This is a genomic window from Pseudarthrobacter sp. MOO14 (assembly GCF_058267675.1).
On the sequence record NZ_CM177849.1, the window covers coordinates 2,181,429 to 2,195,917 of the forward strand.

The window sequence follows — 14,489 nt, forward strand, 5'->3', positions numbered from 1 at the left end:
AGAACCACGGAAACCAACCACACCCCAACACCCACAAAGGGCATCAACAGCGCAGCCAGATCCAGGTTCATATTCTTGGAAATTGCTTCTTATACAAGATGCTCGCGTCCACTATGTAGTTCTCAAACAACAACCCCAAACCACACACCCCACACACCACGCCCGCAACAGCAGACGCACCCATGCATGATCGATGCAGCCAGGAAACCAGAAACAAACAAACCCACCAACAACCCCCACCCAAACAGGCAGGGGCCGTCCGTGGCCCTGTTGCCTCAGGACCCAACAGTGTGCCAAACACTAAACCGCGCCATCACCCACCCACCGTTCCAGAACCATCACTGGCTCGTACTAAGACAAGCAGAAAACACCACGACCGCTATTTGTTGATATTCCACCCTTGAGCACCCGCCACGAAACACTCGTCCGCGAAACGGGCCTTTACTCCTGACAACACCACCACCCCGCATACACGGGACAGCAACCGTTGTAGGTGCTCCTTAGAAAGGAGGTGATCCAGCCGCACCTTCCGGTACGGCTACCTTGTTACGACTTAGTCCCAATCGCCAGTCCCACCTTCGACAGCTCCCTCCCACAAGGGGTTAGGCCACCGGCTTCGGGTGTTACCAACTTTCGTGACTTGACGGGCGGTGTGTACAAGGCCCGGGAACGTATTCACCGCAGCGTTGCTGATCTGCGATTACTAGCGACTCCGACTTCATGGGGTCGAGTTGCAGACCCCAATCCGAACTGAGACCGGCTTTTTGGGATTAGCTCCACCTCACAGTATCGCAACCCTTTGTACCGGCCATTGTAGCATGCGTGAAGCCCAAGACATAAGGGGCATGATGATTTGACGTCGTCCCCACCTTCCTCCGAGTTGACCCCGGCAGTCTCCTATGAGTCCCCACCATCACGTGCTGGCAACATAGAACGAGGGTTGCGCTCGTTGCGGGACTTAACCCAACATCTCACGACACGAGCTGACGACAACCATGCACCACCTGTAAACCGACCACAAAGTGGGGCACCTGTTTCCAGGTATTACCGGTTCATGTCAAGCCTTGGTAAGGTTCTTCGCGTTGCATCGAATTAATCCGCATGCTCCGCCGCTTGTGCGGGCCCCCGTCAATTCCTTTGAGTTTTAGCCTTGCGGCCGTACTCCCCAGGCGGGGCACTTAATGCGTTAGCTACGGCGCGGAAAACGTGGAATGTCCCCCACACCTAGTGCCCAACGTTTACGGCATGGACTACCAGGGTATCTAATCCTGTTCGCTCCCCATGCTTTCGCTCCTCAGCGTCAGTTAATGCCCAGAGACCTGCCTTCGCCATCGGTGTTCCTCCTGATATCTGCGCATTTCACCGCTACACCAGGAATTCCAGTCTCCCCTACATCACTCTAGTCTGCCCGTACCCACCGCAGATCCGGAGTTGAGCCCCGGACTTTCACGGCAGACGCGACAAACCGCCTACGAGCTCTTTACGCCCAATAATTCCGGATAACGCTTGCGCCCTACGTATTACCGCGGCTGCTGGCACGTAGTTAGCCGGCGCTTCTTCTGCAGGTACCGTCACTTTCGCTTCTTCCCTACTGAAAGAGGTTTACAACCCGAAGGCCGTCATCCCTCACGCGGCGTCGCTGCATCAGGCTTCCGCCCATTGTGCAATATTCCCCACTGCTGCCTCCCGTAGGAGTCTGGGCCGTGTCTCAGTCCCAGTGTGGCCGGTCACCCTCTCAGGCCGGCTACCCGTCGTCGCCTTGGTAGGCCATTACCCCACCAACAAGCTGATAGGCCGCGAGTCCATCCAAAACCACAAAAGCTTTCCACCAACCACCATGCGATGGAAGGTCATATCCGGTATTAGACCCAGTTTCCCAGGCTTATCCCAGAGTCAAGGGCAGGTTACTCACGTGTTACTCACCCGTTCGCCACTAATCCCCAGTGCAAGCACCAGTTCATCGTTCGACTTGCATGTGTTAAGCACGCCGCCAGCGTTCATCCTGAGCCAGGATCAAACTCTCCGTTGAAGAAAAACAGACACAACCAAGCAGGTGGAAATAACACCACACCCGGCTGCACAAAATTTGAAACCAGCTGTAAAAACCAGACCACACCACGGGGGTGGCGGATCCAGTCAATTCAACCAATCCATAAAACAATTGGTATCAACAAACTTGGCACACTATTGAGTTCTCAAACAACAGACACACCCGGCACCACCACAACCAAAAACCAGTCGCAGATCGCTCCGGAGCAACTTTCCAAACTTACCCGATCCCCCACCCCAACACAAATCCATCTTTCAGGATCTGAATCGAATTGAAGACCGGCCCCACCGATTTCCAGCGCCCTAAAGAGCAACCAGATTTTGGCTTTGATTTGGGGTTTGCGGCCGCCCGGTGATCAGTTCTTCACTGTCTCCCCCGCGGCGACTTAGAAAACAATACACGCCCACCGGCGTCACCGCAAACCGGCCCTCCCAGCGGAGTACATCCCCGGGATTCCGCGGCGAAACGGGCCAACTGGCACCCAGGCCGCCTCCCGCCGTCGTCATCCCGCCGTGTGTGCTGCCGCACAGGGCGCACACATGCTCAACCACCACCCGCGGAGTGGGTTAAACGCAGAAGGGCCGGCAACCACATGGTTGCCGGCCCTTCTCAAGCAGCTGGTATCAGCAGTGCTGGATTACCAGGAAGACTTGGTGATGCCCGGGAGCTCACCGCGGTGAGCCATGTCGCGGAAGCGAACACGGGAGATACCGAACTTCTGGAAGGTACCGCGGGGACGGCCGTCGATGATGTCGCGGTTGCGCAGACGGATCGGGGACGCGTTGCGGGGCAGCTTCTGCAGGCCCAGGCGGGCTGCTTCGCGTGCTTCGTCGGTTGCGTTTTCGTCAACCAGGGTCTTCTTCAGCTCGAGGCGCTTCGCAGCGTAACGCTCAACGATGACCTTGCGCTGCTCGTTGCGAGCAATCTTGGACTTCTTAGCCATGTTTAGCGCTCCTCTCGGAATTCGACGTGCTGGCGGATCTTGGGGTCGTACTTCTTCAGGACCATGCGGTCAGGATCGTTACGACGGTTCTTGCGGGTTACGTAGGTGTAACCCGTGCCCGCGGTCGACTTGAGCTTGATGATCGGACGTACGTCCTTGTCCTTAGCCACTAGAGCTTCACCCCACGAGCCAGAATGTCGGCGACGACTGCGTCGATGCCGCGCACGTCGATGGTCTTGATGCCACGTGCAGAGACCTGCAGCGTGACGTTACGGCGCAGGGACGGAACCCAGTAGCGCTTCTTCTGAATGTTCGGATCGAACCGACGCTTGTTGCGGCGGTGCGAGTGCGAAATGCTGTGCCCAAAGCCCGGCTCGGCTCCGGTCACTTGGCAGTGTGCTGCCATGACTTCTCCTCAAGAATTGAAAGTAATGATCCGCATATCTGCTGCTGGACCATGCTGCTAAGGGCGACCCAAAAGTGAAGAAGGGCAACGGTTAGTCACGCAACTTGAGCCCCTAACTACCGGCCGCCCTGGAGAAAATTACCGGGCAACCGGAGCAATTGCGCACGCTCCGCGCACTTAGCGCCTACCAAGTCTACGAGTTGACGCAATTAAAGACCAATCGGGTGTATAAGGGCGGCAGCGGGACCGAAAGGTCACAGCAGCTTGTTCCCCCTTTTCACAGCAGGGACATAGCTTCCCACAGCAATCTTGGAGGCATGAACACGCAGCTCCTGCCGACAACACCGGCCGCAAGCAGCTCCGGCCGTCCGGAGCGCCCTTCCCTGTCCACACCACGGCCCGTCCGCGACCGGTTCGCCGGCCAGCACAAGCAGCGCATGCTCCGCACCGACCTCCTGACCGTGATTGCCTGGGCCTCCGTTGCCGCGGCCATTGCCCTCTGGCTGGCGGACGGCGGGGCTTCGAACATCACATCCCCCGCGGGGCTGTTCACCGCGGGCGGGATCGTGGCCGGACTGGCGGGTATGGACCTTGTCCTGCTCATGCTGCTCCTGGCCGCAAGGATCCCCTTCATTGACGGGACCATCGGCCACGACCGCGCCCTGGAATTCCACGGCAAGCTGGGCAAGCCCTCCCTCTACCTGCTGTTGGCCCACGGCGTCCTGATCGCCATCGGGTACGGCATGGCGGAGGGGCTCGACCCTGTCACCGAGTCCGTCAACCTCTGGATGCAGCTCCCCGATATGTGGCTGGCGTTCGTCTCCATGGCCCTGTTTATCGCCGTCGTGGTGACGTCCCTGGTGGCCGTCCGGCGCCGCTTCCCGTACGAGTTCTGGTACGTGGTGCACCTGCTGACCTATGCCGCCGTCGCCACCTCAATCCCGCACCAGTTCAGCGTGGGCGGGCTGTTCGCCGCGGGGACCTGGCAGCGCTGGTATTGGCTGGCCATCTGCATCTCCACCGGAACGGCACTGGTGTACTTCCGCATCCTGGAACCGGTACTGGCCACCCTCAGGCACCAGCTCACTGTGGCCAAGGTCGAGTCCGTGGCGCCCGGCGTCGTGAACATCGTCATGCGCGGCCGGCAGCTGGACCAGCTGGCGGGGACCGGCGGACGCTTCTTCATCTGGCGGTTCCTGGCCCCGGGAATGTGGTGGCATCCGCACCCGTTCAGCCTCTCTGCCGAGCCCGTTTTCACTGGACCCGACGGCCAGGGAACCATGCGGATCACCGTCCGCAACCTGGGCGACGGATCGGCCGGTCTCCTCCGGCTCCGCAAGGGAACCAAAGTGGCGCTGGAGGGACCGTACGGCCTGCTCAGCACCGCTGCCCGCACCAAGAACAAAGTGGTCATGATCGGTGCCGGCATCGGCATCACTCCGCTGCGCGCGCTGCTGGAAACCACGCCGTTCGGCCCCGGGGAGGCGAGCGTCCTGCTCCGCGGCCACACGGAGCAGGAACTCTATCTCAGCGGCGAAATCCTGGAGCTCTGCCAGGAACGCGGGGTCAGGCTCTTCCACCTCACCGGGCCGCGGTCCCATGGCCGCTCCACCTGGCTCCCCGAGGACGCCGTGCGCAACGGCTACAGCCTCACCTCCTACGTCCCGGACATCAAGGACGCAGACGTCTACGTCTGCGGACCGGCCACCTGGGCGGCCAACGTCATAGCGGACGCCGCGAAGGCCGGCGTCCGCGAGGACCAGATCCATCACGAAAGGTTTGACTGGTGAAAATACGCGGACTCGCCGCTGCCGCCTTTGCCTCCGCCGGGATTCTCCTGGCGGGCTGGCAGGCCGGCACGCAGGTATCAGGCATCAGCACCGTCGCTACAGGCACGACGGCAACAGGCACCACGGGCGCCACCGGCACCGGCGCATCCGGGATGGGTCCCTCCACCGCTTCGGGTTCCTCCGGCACAACAGGCTCGTCCGGCACGTCGGGGACGACCGGCTCCTCGAGCTCGTCCGGTTCGTCGGGTTCCACCGCCTCCGGCACCTACAAGGGCACCGCGGTGCAGACCAGGTTCGGCCCCGTGCAGGTCCAGATCACGGTGGCGAACGGCAAGATCACGGATGTCACGGCCCTCCAGCTGACCAACACCGACGGCAAGTCGGTCCAGATCAGCAACCGTGCGGCACCCCTGCTCCGCAGCGAGGCGCTGGCTGCCCAGTCGGCCGGCATCAAGACCATCAGCGGCGCCACCGTCACCAGCAACGCCTACCTCACCTCACTCCAGGCAGCGATCGATGCAGCGCACCTCTAGCCCGTTGCCGGCGCAAACCGGCACCCCGGCCCTGAAAGCCCGCACCTTCGAGTGCATGGGTACGGTCATCAGCCTGACCATGCCCGTCGGAATGGCCGCGGAAGGGCAGCCTCGGCTTGATGAGCTCGCCGCCGCCACCGCCGTCGTCGAACGCCTTTTCCGGGAACTCGACGAAACCTTCAGCCTGTACCGCCCGGACTCCGAAGCCAGCCGGCTGGCCCGCGGGGAACTGACGCTGCGGACGGCCTCTGCGCAAATGCGGGAACGGTACGCGGAAGCGCACGATTGGCGGCTGCGCACGGAAGGCGCTTTTACCCCCGAGAGGCCGGACGGCGTCCTTGATCTTTCCGGCATCGTCAAAGGCCACGCGATCCGCGAGGCCGGGACTTCGCTCCTGGCCCTGGGCCGGCGCGACTGGTGCCTCAACGCCGGCGGCGACGTCCTGGTGAGCGGCTCGCCCCGGCCCGGCAGCACGGAGCCGTGGAAGGCCGGGATTGTGGATCCGGCGGACCGCCGCACGCTGATCACCGGGTATGCGCTTGGGGCGGGCGGCCAGCACGCAGCCCTTGCAACGTCAGGTTCCGCCGAGCGGGGCGAGCACATCTGGCGGCTGGGCGGTGGGACGGAATTCGTCCAGGTCACCGTGGCGGCGGCGGACATCGTTACCGCCGATGTGCTGGCCACGGCAATCGTTTCCGGCGGAATGCCGATGCTGAACCTCGCCGCTGACTCCTGGGATGTTGCCGTATTGGCGATTCGCGCCGACGGCTCGATGCTGGCCACTCCGGCGTTCCGGCACGCCTGAGGACGGCGGCCGGACACTGCGGGGGTCAGAGACGCGTGAGCTGGGCGTACTTGGGCCGGAGGTTGTCCCCGGACGACTTGCCGGTGACCCGGCGGACCACCCACGGGGCCGCATATTCCCGGAACCATTGTGCGTTGGCGCGGAGCGCCTCCCTGCCGCTGAGTTCGGGGACCGGCGTCATGGGCGGGATGTCGATGGAGTGGTCATATTTGAGGACTTCGAGCACACGCTTGGCCATGTTGGCGTGGCCCGCAGCGGACATGTGCATCCGGTCGTGGGCCCACATGCCCCAGTCGTAGTACTCGCTGAAGCGCCAGTAGTCCACCAACAGCGCACCGTGGTCCCCCGCGATGCCGCGGACCAGCTCGTTATAGATAGCCGTCCGGCCGCGCATGGTGCCGAAGACCTTTGACCCCCGGGCATCGAAGCCGGTGAACATCACCACGGTGGCGCCGGTAGCGGCCAGCCGGCCGACGGCGTCGTTGTACTCCACCAGAAGTTCGTCGATGTCCACGCGTGGCCGGAGGATGTCATTGGCACCTGCGTAAATACTCACCAGTGTGGGCTTGAGTTCGACGGCGGCGTCCACCTGCTCGGCAAGGATCTGGCGGAGCTTCCTGCCGCGGATGGCCAGGTTGGCGTAGCCGAAGCCGGGATCGGCGGCGCACAGTTGTTCGGCCAGGCGGTCGGCCCAGCCGCGCACGCCATTGGGGCGGGCGGGGTCGTCGTCGCCAACGCCTTCAGTGAAAGAATCGCCCAGGGCCACGAACCGGGAAGTGAAATCCATGCGGTAAGTTTGCCATCCGTTGCCGGAAGCAACCAATCGGCGGCTCAGCCCTTGGTTTCGCGCAGGATCCAGTGGTCAGTGTCCAGCCGTCCGACAACTTTTTCGCCGATCCGCGCCAGGTCCAGGACGTCCTGTTCGGTCAGGGCATCGAGGAACAGGTCCCGGACATCCTCAACGTGGCGGGGTGCCAGCCGCACAATGGTCGCCATGCCTTCCTCGGTGAGGTGCGCCGTCGTGACCCGCGCATCGTGGGGGTGCGGCCGGCGCTCCACCCAGCCCCGTTTTTGGAGCTTCGTCACCACATGGGAGAGGCGGGACAGGGAAGCGCTGCTGCGGGCGGCCAGCTCACTCATGGGCAGGAACCGGTCCTCGGCTTCGGAGAGCATGGCCAGGACGGTGTAGTCGAAAAGGGACAACTTCCCCGCGCCGTGCAGCCTGGTATCAAGCGCCGCAGGCAGCAACGTGTTGATGCTCACCAGCGCCAGCCAGGCACGGCGTTCGTCTGCGTTGAGCCATCGGGGTTCGGTCATGAGCCCATTCTACGATTGATCTTTCAAGTAGCCTGTTGCGACGCCGGTAGGCTTGGCCCATGTATGTTGTCTCCCTCACCTACCGCGTGCCCCAGGAGATCGTCGACTTCCATAACGACGCCCACATCGCCTGGCTACAAAAGGCCTTCGACGACGGCGTGTTCATCGCCGCGGGCCGCAAGATTCCGCGTACCGGAGGATTGTTGCTGTCGCAGGCGGACCGCGCCACCCTCGACGCCAGCCTGGCGCAGGACCCGTTCTACTCCAACGGGGTGGCCGATTTCGAGGTGCTGGAGTTCCATGCCGGCCGGGTGGCGCCGGGGTATGAAAACCTGCTGGACACCCCGCCCGCCCAGACCGGCTAAGGCACGGCGCCGTCGTCGGGCGTTTCCGCCGCAAGCTTCTTCAGCCCTTTGCGCGGGACCTTCACCGGCTCCGGCCAGCGCGGGGTGAGCGTATCCCCCAGCGTGACGCCGCGGAGCTTGCGGCCGAACAGCGGCAGGACCCAGTCGTGGACCCAGCGCCGCTGCTGCTGCTCCCATTCGCGCACGCTGAGCCGGGCGGCCGGTTCCCAGTCCTTGCGCTTGATCTTGTGCGGTACGCCCAACTGGTCCAGCACCTGCCCGGCAAGGTATTTGTGGCCGGCCTTGGACATGTGGAGCCGGTCCGAGTCCCACATCCTCCGGTCATGGAAGGCGTCCAGGCACCAGTAATCCACCAACAGTGCCCCGTGCTTCGCGGCGATCTCCCGGACCCGCTGGTTGTAGTAGGCATTGCGCTTCTTCAGCGGCTCCAGCAGCGCCGAAACCTTGACGTCGAACCCGGTGAAGAGGACCACGGTAGCCCCGGTCCCTGCGAGTGCGGCGACGAATTGCTCGTAGTCCGCCATCAGCGCGCCCATGTCCGTCTTCAGGTCCAGGATGTCGTTGCCGCCGGCGTAGAGCGTGATCAGCGTGGGCCGCATGCGCAGGGCGGGCTCCAATTGTTCGTCGATAATGTGCCTGAGCCGCTTGCTCCTGATGGCCAGGTTGGCGTACTTCCAGCCGGGCTGCGCTTTGGCCAGTTTCTCGGCCACCCGGTCGGCCCAGCCCCGCACCCCGTTGGGCAGCCGCTCATCCCGGTCCCCCACCCCTTCGGTGAAAGAGTCCCCCAGTGCAACAAACACCCGCCGCCCCGAGTCAGGAAGCAAGGATTCAGGCACCACGACCCCAACCTAAACGCAAGAAGAAGCGCGCAGGGAAAGCCGAGGTAAAGCTTGGGTGACGGAGAGGCTCTAAGCCGGCGACGCTGTTTCGCGTAGGAGCGCATCGCCGACCGGAGCGGAGAGAGGCCGCCCGCGGCCGGAACGAAGTGCAGGGAGGAAGGGCGGACCCGAGGGCCCCGAACTGAGCTTGCGAAGTTTGGGAAGGGTCCAACCGCTAAGCGACGGCGAAATAGTGTCGCCGGCGCACCCAGGCGCAGGAAGACTCAGCCCTCGGCCTTGCCCTGCCGCCAGTAGCCCATGAACGCCACCTGCTTCCGGTCGATGCCTACCTCGCGGACCAGGTACCGGCGCAGGTCCCGGATGGCGGCCGCTTCGCCGGCGATCCAGGCGTAGAAGGGCATGGCACCGGCCGGCAGGCTCGGATTCCTGGAGGCGGTGACGGCGGCGGCCTCCATCCGGGCGGGCGTTTCCCAAAGGATGTCCACGTCGACGTTGACGTCTTCGGGCTCCGGCCCCGCGCCGCCGCCGTCCGCGGTGATGCCCACCCAGCCCGGCACGGGGACGGCCTTGCGCACTGCCTCCTGCAGCAACTGGCCGTGCGGCCTGGACCTGCCGATGGCGGCACCGCGGGCCAGCCAGGTGATCTCGATGTCCGCCGGGGAGCTGAGTTCCAGGAAGTCCGCGGGCTGCTGGACCTCGAGGAACGCGTGCCCGCTCATGTAGGGGGGAAGGGTTTCCAGGATCGCGGAGATCGCGGGGACGGCGGTTTCGTCGCCGGCGAGCAGGATGCGCTGGGCCAGCCCGGGACGCCATTCGATGCCGGAGTAAGTTTCCGCGGTGACGCAGTGCGCTGCGCGGTTGTTGGGGCCGATGATGGTCAGGGAATCGCCCGGTTTGGCGTTCACGGCCCAGTTCGCAGCCGGGCCGGAGGCGTCCATGGGCAGCCCGCGGTGATTGCCGTGCAGGGCGAAATCAACGTCGATCTCCGGGTACACCGCGTCCAGCCTGGCCTCCCGGACGGTATAGGTCCGCATGGCGCCGCGGACGGCCGGGTCCATGGCAAGCCAGTCCCGGTACCAGCCCGGCCGGATGGTGTTGAAGGCCGGGAGCGGCAGTTCGGTGCCGTCGGCGGCGAGCGAGGGGATCAGCAGTTTGATCCGGAGGTCAAGGGTGTCGCCGTGGACGCCGAACCCGCGCAACGAGTACCCGCCGAAGGTGATCCTGCGGAAGTTGGGACTGAGGTCGCGGACCGAGGTGACGCTGACCTCGAAGGCCAGGCTCATCGGCTGGGTGGCGGCGGTTTCGCGGGTCTTCATGCGACGGGCTCCAGTTCGTTGGCGGTGGCGTGATGGCGGCCGATGGGAATGATGAGCGGGGTCCCGGAGACGGGGTCGGGGATGACGCGGCTTTCGAGGCCGAAGACGTCGCGGACCAGGTGTTCGGTCACCACGTCGGCGGGGGTGCCGGCGGCCGTTACGTCGCCCTCCTTCATGGCGATGATGTGGTCTGCGTAGCGTGCGGCGAGGTTGAGGTCGTGCAGGACGATGGCCACAGTGGTGCCCCGTGTGCGGTTCAGGTCCGTGACCAGGTCCAGGACTTCCACCTGGTGCGCCAGGTCGAGGTACGTGGTGGGTTCGTCCAGCAGCAGCACCTCCGTTTCCTGCGCCAGCGCCATGGCAATCCAGGCGCGCTGGCGTTGGCCGCCGGAGAGTTCGTCCACCTCGCGCCCGGCCAGGTCCAGCGTCCCGGTGGCTTCCAGCGCGCGCTGCACGGCTGCTTCATCGTTGCCGCTCCAGCTGCGGAACAGGCCTTGGTGCGGGTAGCGGCCACGGCCCACCAGGTCCCGGACCGTGATTCCGTCCGGGGCGGCGGGATGCTGGGGAAGCAGGCCAAGGGTGCGGGCCAGTTCGCGGGCCGGGCGGGCGTGGATGTCCTTGCCGTCCAGGGTCACGGCCCCGGCCGCCGGTTTGAGGAGCCGGGACAGGCCGCGCAGCAGGGTGGACTTTCCGCAGGCGTTCGCACCGACGATCATGGTGACCCTGCCTTCGGGGATCCGGATGCTGAGCCGGTCCACCACGCGGCGTTGGTCGTATTGCAGTGTCAGGCCGTGTGCTTCCAGGACGGGCACGTCAGGCGTCCTTTCTGTTGGCTGTGATCAGGAGCCACAGCAGGAACGGGGCGCCGAGCGCGCCGGTGACCACTCCCACCGGCAGGACGGTGCCGTCCAGCAGCAGCGGGGCGAGGTTGGCGGCGAAGTAGTCCGCCGCGAGGACAATCAGGGCACCCACCAGGGCCGACGCCGGCAGGCCGGGTTTGCCGGTGAAGCGGCGGGCGATGGGTCCGGCCAGGAAGGCGACGAATGCGACCGGCCCGGCCGCCGCCGTCGCCACCGCCGCGAGCGATACCGCAATGACCACGAGGGCCAGGCGGGTGCCGGCGACGCGGAGTCCCAGTCCGGCGGCGGCGTCGTCGCCCAGTTCCAGGATCCGCAGCGGCCCGGCAAGGAACACGACGGCGGGAACCAGCACCGCGAGCGCCAGGAACAGGACGCCGGCCCGGTCCCAGTTGGCGGAGTTCAGGGAGCCGTTCAGCCAGACCAGGGCGTCGGCGGCGGTCCGGATATCGGCGCGGGTCATCAGGAAACTCACCACTGCCTGCAGGGCGGCGGCGATGCCTACACCGGCCAGGACGAGGCGGTTCCCGGCTGCGTTTCCCCGGCCGGGCCCGCGGTTCCTGCCGCTGGAGATCGCATGGATCAGGACGGCCACGGCGAGCGCACCGGCCAGCGCCGCCCCGGACACCGTGGCACCGGATGCGCCGAAAACAACGATGGCAACAACGGCCGCCGCGCTGGCACCGGAGCTGATGCCTATGACATCGGGGCTGGCCAGCGGGTTCCGGAGCATGGTCTGGAAGAGGGCGCCGGCCAGTCCGAACGCAACTCCGATCATGGTTCCAACCACGGCATGCGGAAGCTTGTTCTCCATCACGATGAAGCTGGCGCCCGGAATCTTCGGGCCGCCGGTGAGATGGTTGGCGACGATGGTGAAGAAGTCGGGGACGGTGACCGTGTAGCTGCCCAGCAGGACGGACACGAAGAACATCACCACTACGGCGGAGGCCAGCACGGCAGTCCGGTGGACCCTCACAGCCCGGCTCCCTTCCCGCGGCGGATCAGCCAGACGAAGACCGGGGCGCCGACGAGGGCTGTCATGATGCCGGCCGGGACCTCGCCGGGCAGCAGCACCACGCGCCCGATGATGTCTGCCGCGAGCAGCAGCGCCGGAGCGGCCACCAGGGAGAAGGGAAGGATCCAGCGGTAGTCCGGACCGGTGAGGAAACGGACGGCGTGCGGCACCACCAGGCCGACGAAGCCGATGGGACCCGCCAAAGCCGTGGCCGTACCGCACAGCAGGACGATTCCCAGTGCCGTCACGGCACGGGCGGCGCCAACACGCTGTCCAAGCCCGCGGGCGGTGTCGTCGCCCAGGGCCAGGCTGTTGAGGATCCTGCCGCTCAACAGCACAATGAGTGCGCCTGCGGCCAAAAAGGGCAGGCCGGGAAGCAGCACGGACCAGTCCCTGCCGGCGATTCCGCCGACCTGCCAGAACCGGAACCTGTCCAGGGTGTCCTGGCTGGAGACCAGGATGACGTTCATGAGGGAGGAGAGCCCGGCGCTCAGGGCAGCCCCCGCAAGCGCGAGCTTGACCGGCGTGGCGCCTTCCCGGCCCAGCGATGCGATGAGATACACCAGGACGGCGGCGGTTGCGGCGCCGATGAAGGCGAACCAGATGTATCCGGAAAAGCCGGTTACGCCGAAGACGTAGATGCCGGTCACCACCGCCAGGGCTGCACCGGCGTTGACGCCGATGATGCCGGGATCGGCCAGCGGGTTGCGGGCAACTCCCTGCATGGCCGCGCCGGCCAGCCCCAGGGCGCCGCCGGCCAGCAGGCCAAGGACAGTCCGCGGAATCCGCGCCTGGACCACGGCATGGTCCCCGTTCGCGGGATCGAACGCTGCCAGCGCCTGCCACACCGTGCCGAGTGGAACATCCCGGGCACCCACCGCCAGCGATGCCCCTGCCATGAGCACCAGCACGACGACGGCGGCAGCCAGCCAGGCGGCGCGCTTCCTTTCCGGGGCGTTGCCGCGGAGGGGAGCGGCCGACGCCCGGGCCGGCACCCGGGTGCCGGCGTCCGCCGCGGGACGTGCCGTCGTCGTACTCATGGCGCTGGACCTACTTCACTGCATCCGCTGCGCCGGCGAGCTGCGGCAGGAAGGTGTCCAGGGACCACGGGAGGCTCAGCGGCGAGGATGCCGAGATGGAAAGGGTCAGGGTGTTGTCCGAATCGGCCACCAGGGCGCCGTTTTTGATGGCGGGGATCTGGCCCAGCAGGGGGTCGGCCTTGATGGCGTCCGTGGTGGAGGCGTCGGGGACCCAGGTGACGAAGATGTCCGAGGCCAGCTCGTTGGCTTTTTCCGCGGACCACGGGATGTAGAACTCCTTGGAGCCCTTGGAGTTCTCTGCCACCACCGGTGCCAGGGTCATGCCGATTTCGGTGAGGAACCGGGGACGGTTGTCGTTGGCCGTGTAGACGTTCACGCCGTCACCCTTGGCGGGCTCGAGGTTGCCGTAGATGAAGCTCTTGCCGGCGATCTGCGGGTACTTGGCGACCTTGTCCTTGACGGTGGCTTCGGTGTCCGCCACCAGTTGTGCTGCCTGCGCTTCCTTGCCCAGGGCTTTGCCGATGATGGTGGTTGAGTCCTGCCAGGAGGTTCCGTACGCCACCTGGGGGTGGGCCACCACGGGGGCGATCTCGCTGAGCTTCTTGTAGTCCTCCTCGGTGAGGCCCGAGTAGGCGGCGAGGATGACGTCGGGGCTGAGCTTGGCGATCTCGGTGAAGTTGATGCCGTCGGCTTCGGAGTACTGGACCGGCGCTTTGGCCGAACCGAATCCGGCACCCAGTTTTTCCAGGGCGGCGTCCTTCCACGGGGTGGAGCCTTTGCTGTTGCCGCCCCATTCGTTCTTGGGGACGCCGACGGGCACCACGCCCAGGGCGATGGCGACGTCGTCGTTTACCCAGGAGACCGTCGCCACCCGGGTGGGCTGCTTCTCGATGGTGGTGCTGCCGAACACGTGCTCGATGGTGACCGGGAACGCCGTGCTGCCGCCGGCGCTGGTGGCGGCGGTTACGGAGGCGGCGGGGCCGGTGGAGCAGCCAGAGAGCGTGAGCGCGGCTGCGGCGAGGATGGCTGCCGCTTTACCGGTGGAGGAGAAGAGGCTCCGGCGGGTGGGGAGGGGACCAGGGAAAAGGGGGGACGTCACGGGGCTCCTTCAAGGGGGCGGATGAAAACTTAAGTAAGGCTAACCTATGCAAATCATCATTACGCAACATTTTTGTCACCTAATCCAGATTGGGTGACCAACGCCACATCCACG

The 14,489-nt window shown here is 65.2% G+C and carries 15 protein-coding genes and 1 rRNA gene; 4 read left to right on the forward strand and 12 right to left on the reverse strand.

All coding sequences use genetic code 11. The features are described from left to right. Positions 1 to 504 precede the first annotated feature (504 nt). The 4 genes from AC4EEV_RS10185 to rpmB all read right to left on the reverse strand — a co-directional run bounded on the left by AC4EEV_RS10185 (position 505) and on the right by rpmB (position 3,399). Positions 505 to 2,029: ribosomal RNA gene (locus AC4EEV_RS10185) — 16S ribosomal RNA — on the reverse strand. A 658-nt stretch (positions 2,030 to 2,687) separates the two neighbouring features. Further along, positions 2,688 to 2,993 (reverse strand): 30S ribosomal protein S14, encoded by a 306-nt coding sequence (gene rpsN / locus AC4EEV_RS10190; RefSeq protein ID WP_015938870.1) that lies wholly within the window; start codon positions 2,991 to 2,993, stop codon positions 2,688 to 2,690. A gap of 2 nt (positions 2,994 to 2,995) precedes the next feature. Further along, on the reverse strand, positions 2,996 to 3,163 hold the full coding sequence (rpmG, locus tag AC4EEV_RS10195) for a 50S ribosomal protein L33 (protein ID WP_013602737.1): 168 nt from the start codon (positions 3,161 to 3,163) through the stop codon (positions 2,996 to 2,998). After that, a complete protein-coding gene (gene rpmB, locus AC4EEV_RS10200) occupies positions 3,163 to 3,399 on the reverse strand; it encodes a 50S ribosomal protein L28 (protein ID WP_018763944.1) in 237 nt (78 codons plus the stop codon). The genes rpmG and rpmB overlap by 1 nt, the downstream gene beginning before the upstream one ends. 317 nt (positions 3,400 to 3,716) lie before the next feature. On the opposite strand from rpmB, the gene AC4EEV_RS10205 reads away from it, so the two are divergent. Genes AC4EEV_RS10205 through AC4EEV_RS10215 form a run of 3 tightly spaced genes read left to right on the forward strand, consistent with a single transcriptional unit; the run spans position 3,717 to position 6,527 of the window. Next, positions 3,717 to 5,189, forward strand: coding sequence for a ferredoxin reductase family protein (locus AC4EEV_RS10205; RefSeq protein ID WP_491330827.1), 1,473 nt, complete (start codon positions 3,717 to 3,719; stop codon positions 5,187 to 5,189). Beyond that, positions 5,186 to 5,722 (forward strand): FMN-binding protein, encoded by a 537-nt coding sequence (locus AC4EEV_RS10210; protein ID WP_491330828.1) that lies wholly within the window; start codon positions 5,186 to 5,188, stop codon positions 5,720 to 5,722. Before AC4EEV_RS10205 ends, AC4EEV_RS10210 begins: the two co-directional genes overlap by 4 nt. Positions 5,723 to 5,777: 55 nt before the next feature. Beyond that, entirely contained in the window at positions 5,778 to 6,527 is a 750-nt protein-coding gene (locus AC4EEV_RS10215) for an FAD:protein FMN transferase (protein ID WP_491330870.1), read from the forward strand. Between the two features lie 25 nt (positions 6,528 to 6,552). Here AC4EEV_RS10215 and AC4EEV_RS10220 read toward each other — a convergent pair whose 3' ends face one another. After that, entirely contained in the window at positions 6,553 to 7,314 is a 762-nt protein-coding gene (locus AC4EEV_RS10220; protein WP_026265194.1) for an SGNH/GDSL hydrolase family protein, read from the reverse strand. Between the two features lie 44 nt (positions 7,315 to 7,358). Next, the gene (locus AC4EEV_RS10225; protein WP_491330829.1) at positions 7,359 to 7,844 is read right to left on the reverse strand and encodes a MarR family winged helix-turn-helix transcriptional regulator; all 486 of its coding nucleotides are present in this window, start codon (positions 7,842 to 7,844) and stop codon (positions 7,359 to 7,361) included. Between the two features lie 59 nt (positions 7,845 to 7,903). Here AC4EEV_RS10225 and AC4EEV_RS10230 point away from each other — a divergent pair, with 59 nt between their 5' ends. After that, positions 7,904 to 8,209: a YciI family protein gene (locus AC4EEV_RS10230; RefSeq protein ID WP_285320780.1), complete on the forward strand. Its 306-nt coding sequence runs from the start codon at positions 7,904 to 7,906 to the stop codon at positions 8,207 to 8,209. Here AC4EEV_RS10230 and AC4EEV_RS10235 read toward each other — a convergent pair. The 6 genes from AC4EEV_RS10235 to AC4EEV_RS10260 form a co-directional block, all read right to left on the reverse strand. Continuing rightward, positions 8,206 to 9,048: an SGNH/GDSL hydrolase family protein gene (locus AC4EEV_RS10235; protein ID WP_491330830.1), complete on the reverse strand. Its 843-nt coding sequence runs from the start codon at positions 9,046 to 9,048 to the stop codon at positions 8,206 to 8,208. The two genes, AC4EEV_RS10230 and AC4EEV_RS10235, sit on opposite strands and share 4 nt — an antisense overlap. A gap of 263 nt (positions 9,049 to 9,311) precedes the next feature. Next, a complete protein-coding gene (locus AC4EEV_RS10240) occupies positions 9,312 to 10,364 on the reverse strand; it encodes a siderophore-interacting protein (RefSeq protein WP_285320782.1) in 1,053 nt (350 codons plus the stop codon). Then, positions 10,361 to 11,176 (reverse strand): ABC transporter ATP-binding protein, encoded by an 816-nt coding sequence (locus AC4EEV_RS10245; RefSeq protein ID WP_018763935.1) that lies wholly within the window; start codon positions 11,174 to 11,176, stop codon positions 10,361 to 10,363. Before AC4EEV_RS10245 ends, AC4EEV_RS10240 begins: the two co-directional genes overlap by 4 nt. A 1-nt stretch (position 11,177) precedes the next feature. Further along, the gene (locus AC4EEV_RS10250; protein ID WP_491330871.1) at positions 11,178 to 12,152 is read right to left on the reverse strand and encodes a FecCD family ABC transporter permease; all 975 of its coding nucleotides are present in this window, start codon (positions 12,150 to 12,152) and stop codon (positions 11,178 to 11,180) included. 41 nt (positions 12,153 to 12,193) lie between these two features. Beyond that, the gene (locus tag AC4EEV_RS10255; protein ID WP_491330831.1) at positions 12,194 to 13,276 is read right to left on the reverse strand and encodes a FecCD family ABC transporter permease; all 1,083 of its coding nucleotides are present in this window, start codon (positions 13,274 to 13,276) and stop codon (positions 12,194 to 12,196) included. A 10-nt stretch (positions 13,277 to 13,286) separates the two neighbouring features. Further along, positions 13,287 to 14,375, reverse strand: coding sequence for an iron-siderophore ABC transporter substrate-binding protein (locus tag AC4EEV_RS10260; RefSeq protein ID WP_109864281.1), 1,089 nt, complete (start codon positions 14,373 to 14,375; stop codon positions 13,287 to 13,289). Between the last annotated feature and the right edge of the window lie 114 nt (positions 14,376 to 14,489).

Excerpts from the sequence above, each read along its gene's own strand:
- AC4EEV_RS10240 (WP_285320782.1), bottom strand. The coding sequence starts at position 10,364 with ATGAAGACCCGCGAAACCGCCGCCACCCAGCCGATGAGCCTGGCCTTC.
- AC4EEV_RS10255 (WP_491330831.1), bottom strand. The coding sequence starts at position 13,276 with ATGAGTACGACGACGGCACGTCCCGCGGCGGACGCCGGCACCCGGGTG.
- AC4EEV_RS10250 (WP_491330871.1), bottom strand. The coding sequence starts at position 12,152 with ATGTTCTTCGTGTCCGTCCTGCTGGGCAGCTACACGGTCACCGTCCCC.
- AC4EEV_RS10225 (WP_491330829.1), bottom strand. The coding sequence starts at position 7,844 with ATGACCGAACCCCGATGGCTCAACGCAGACGAACGCCGTGCCTGGCTG.
- AC4EEV_RS10215 (WP_491330870.1), top strand. The coding sequence starts at position 5,778 with ATGGGTACGGTCATCAGCCTGACCATGCCCGTCGGAATGGCCGCGGAA.
- AC4EEV_RS10205 (WP_491330827.1), top strand. The coding sequence starts at position 3,717 with ATGAACACGCAGCTCCTGCCGACAACACCGGCCGCAAGCAGCTCCGGC.
- rpsN (WP_015938870.1), bottom strand. The coding sequence starts at position 2,993 with ATGGCTAAGAAGTCCAAGATTGCTCGCAACGAGCAGCGCAAGGTCATC.
- AC4EEV_RS10220 (WP_026265194.1), bottom strand. The coding sequence starts at position 7,314 with ATGGATTTCACTTCCCGGTTCGTGGCCCTGGGCGATTCTTTCACTGAA.
- AC4EEV_RS10230 (WP_285320780.1), top strand. The coding sequence starts at position 7,904 with ATGTATGTTGTCTCCCTCACCTACCGCGTGCCCCAGGAGATCGTCGAC.
- rpmB (WP_018763944.1), bottom strand. The coding sequence starts at position 3,399 with ATGGCAGCACACTGCCAAGTGACCGGAGCCGAGCCGGGCTTTGGGCAC.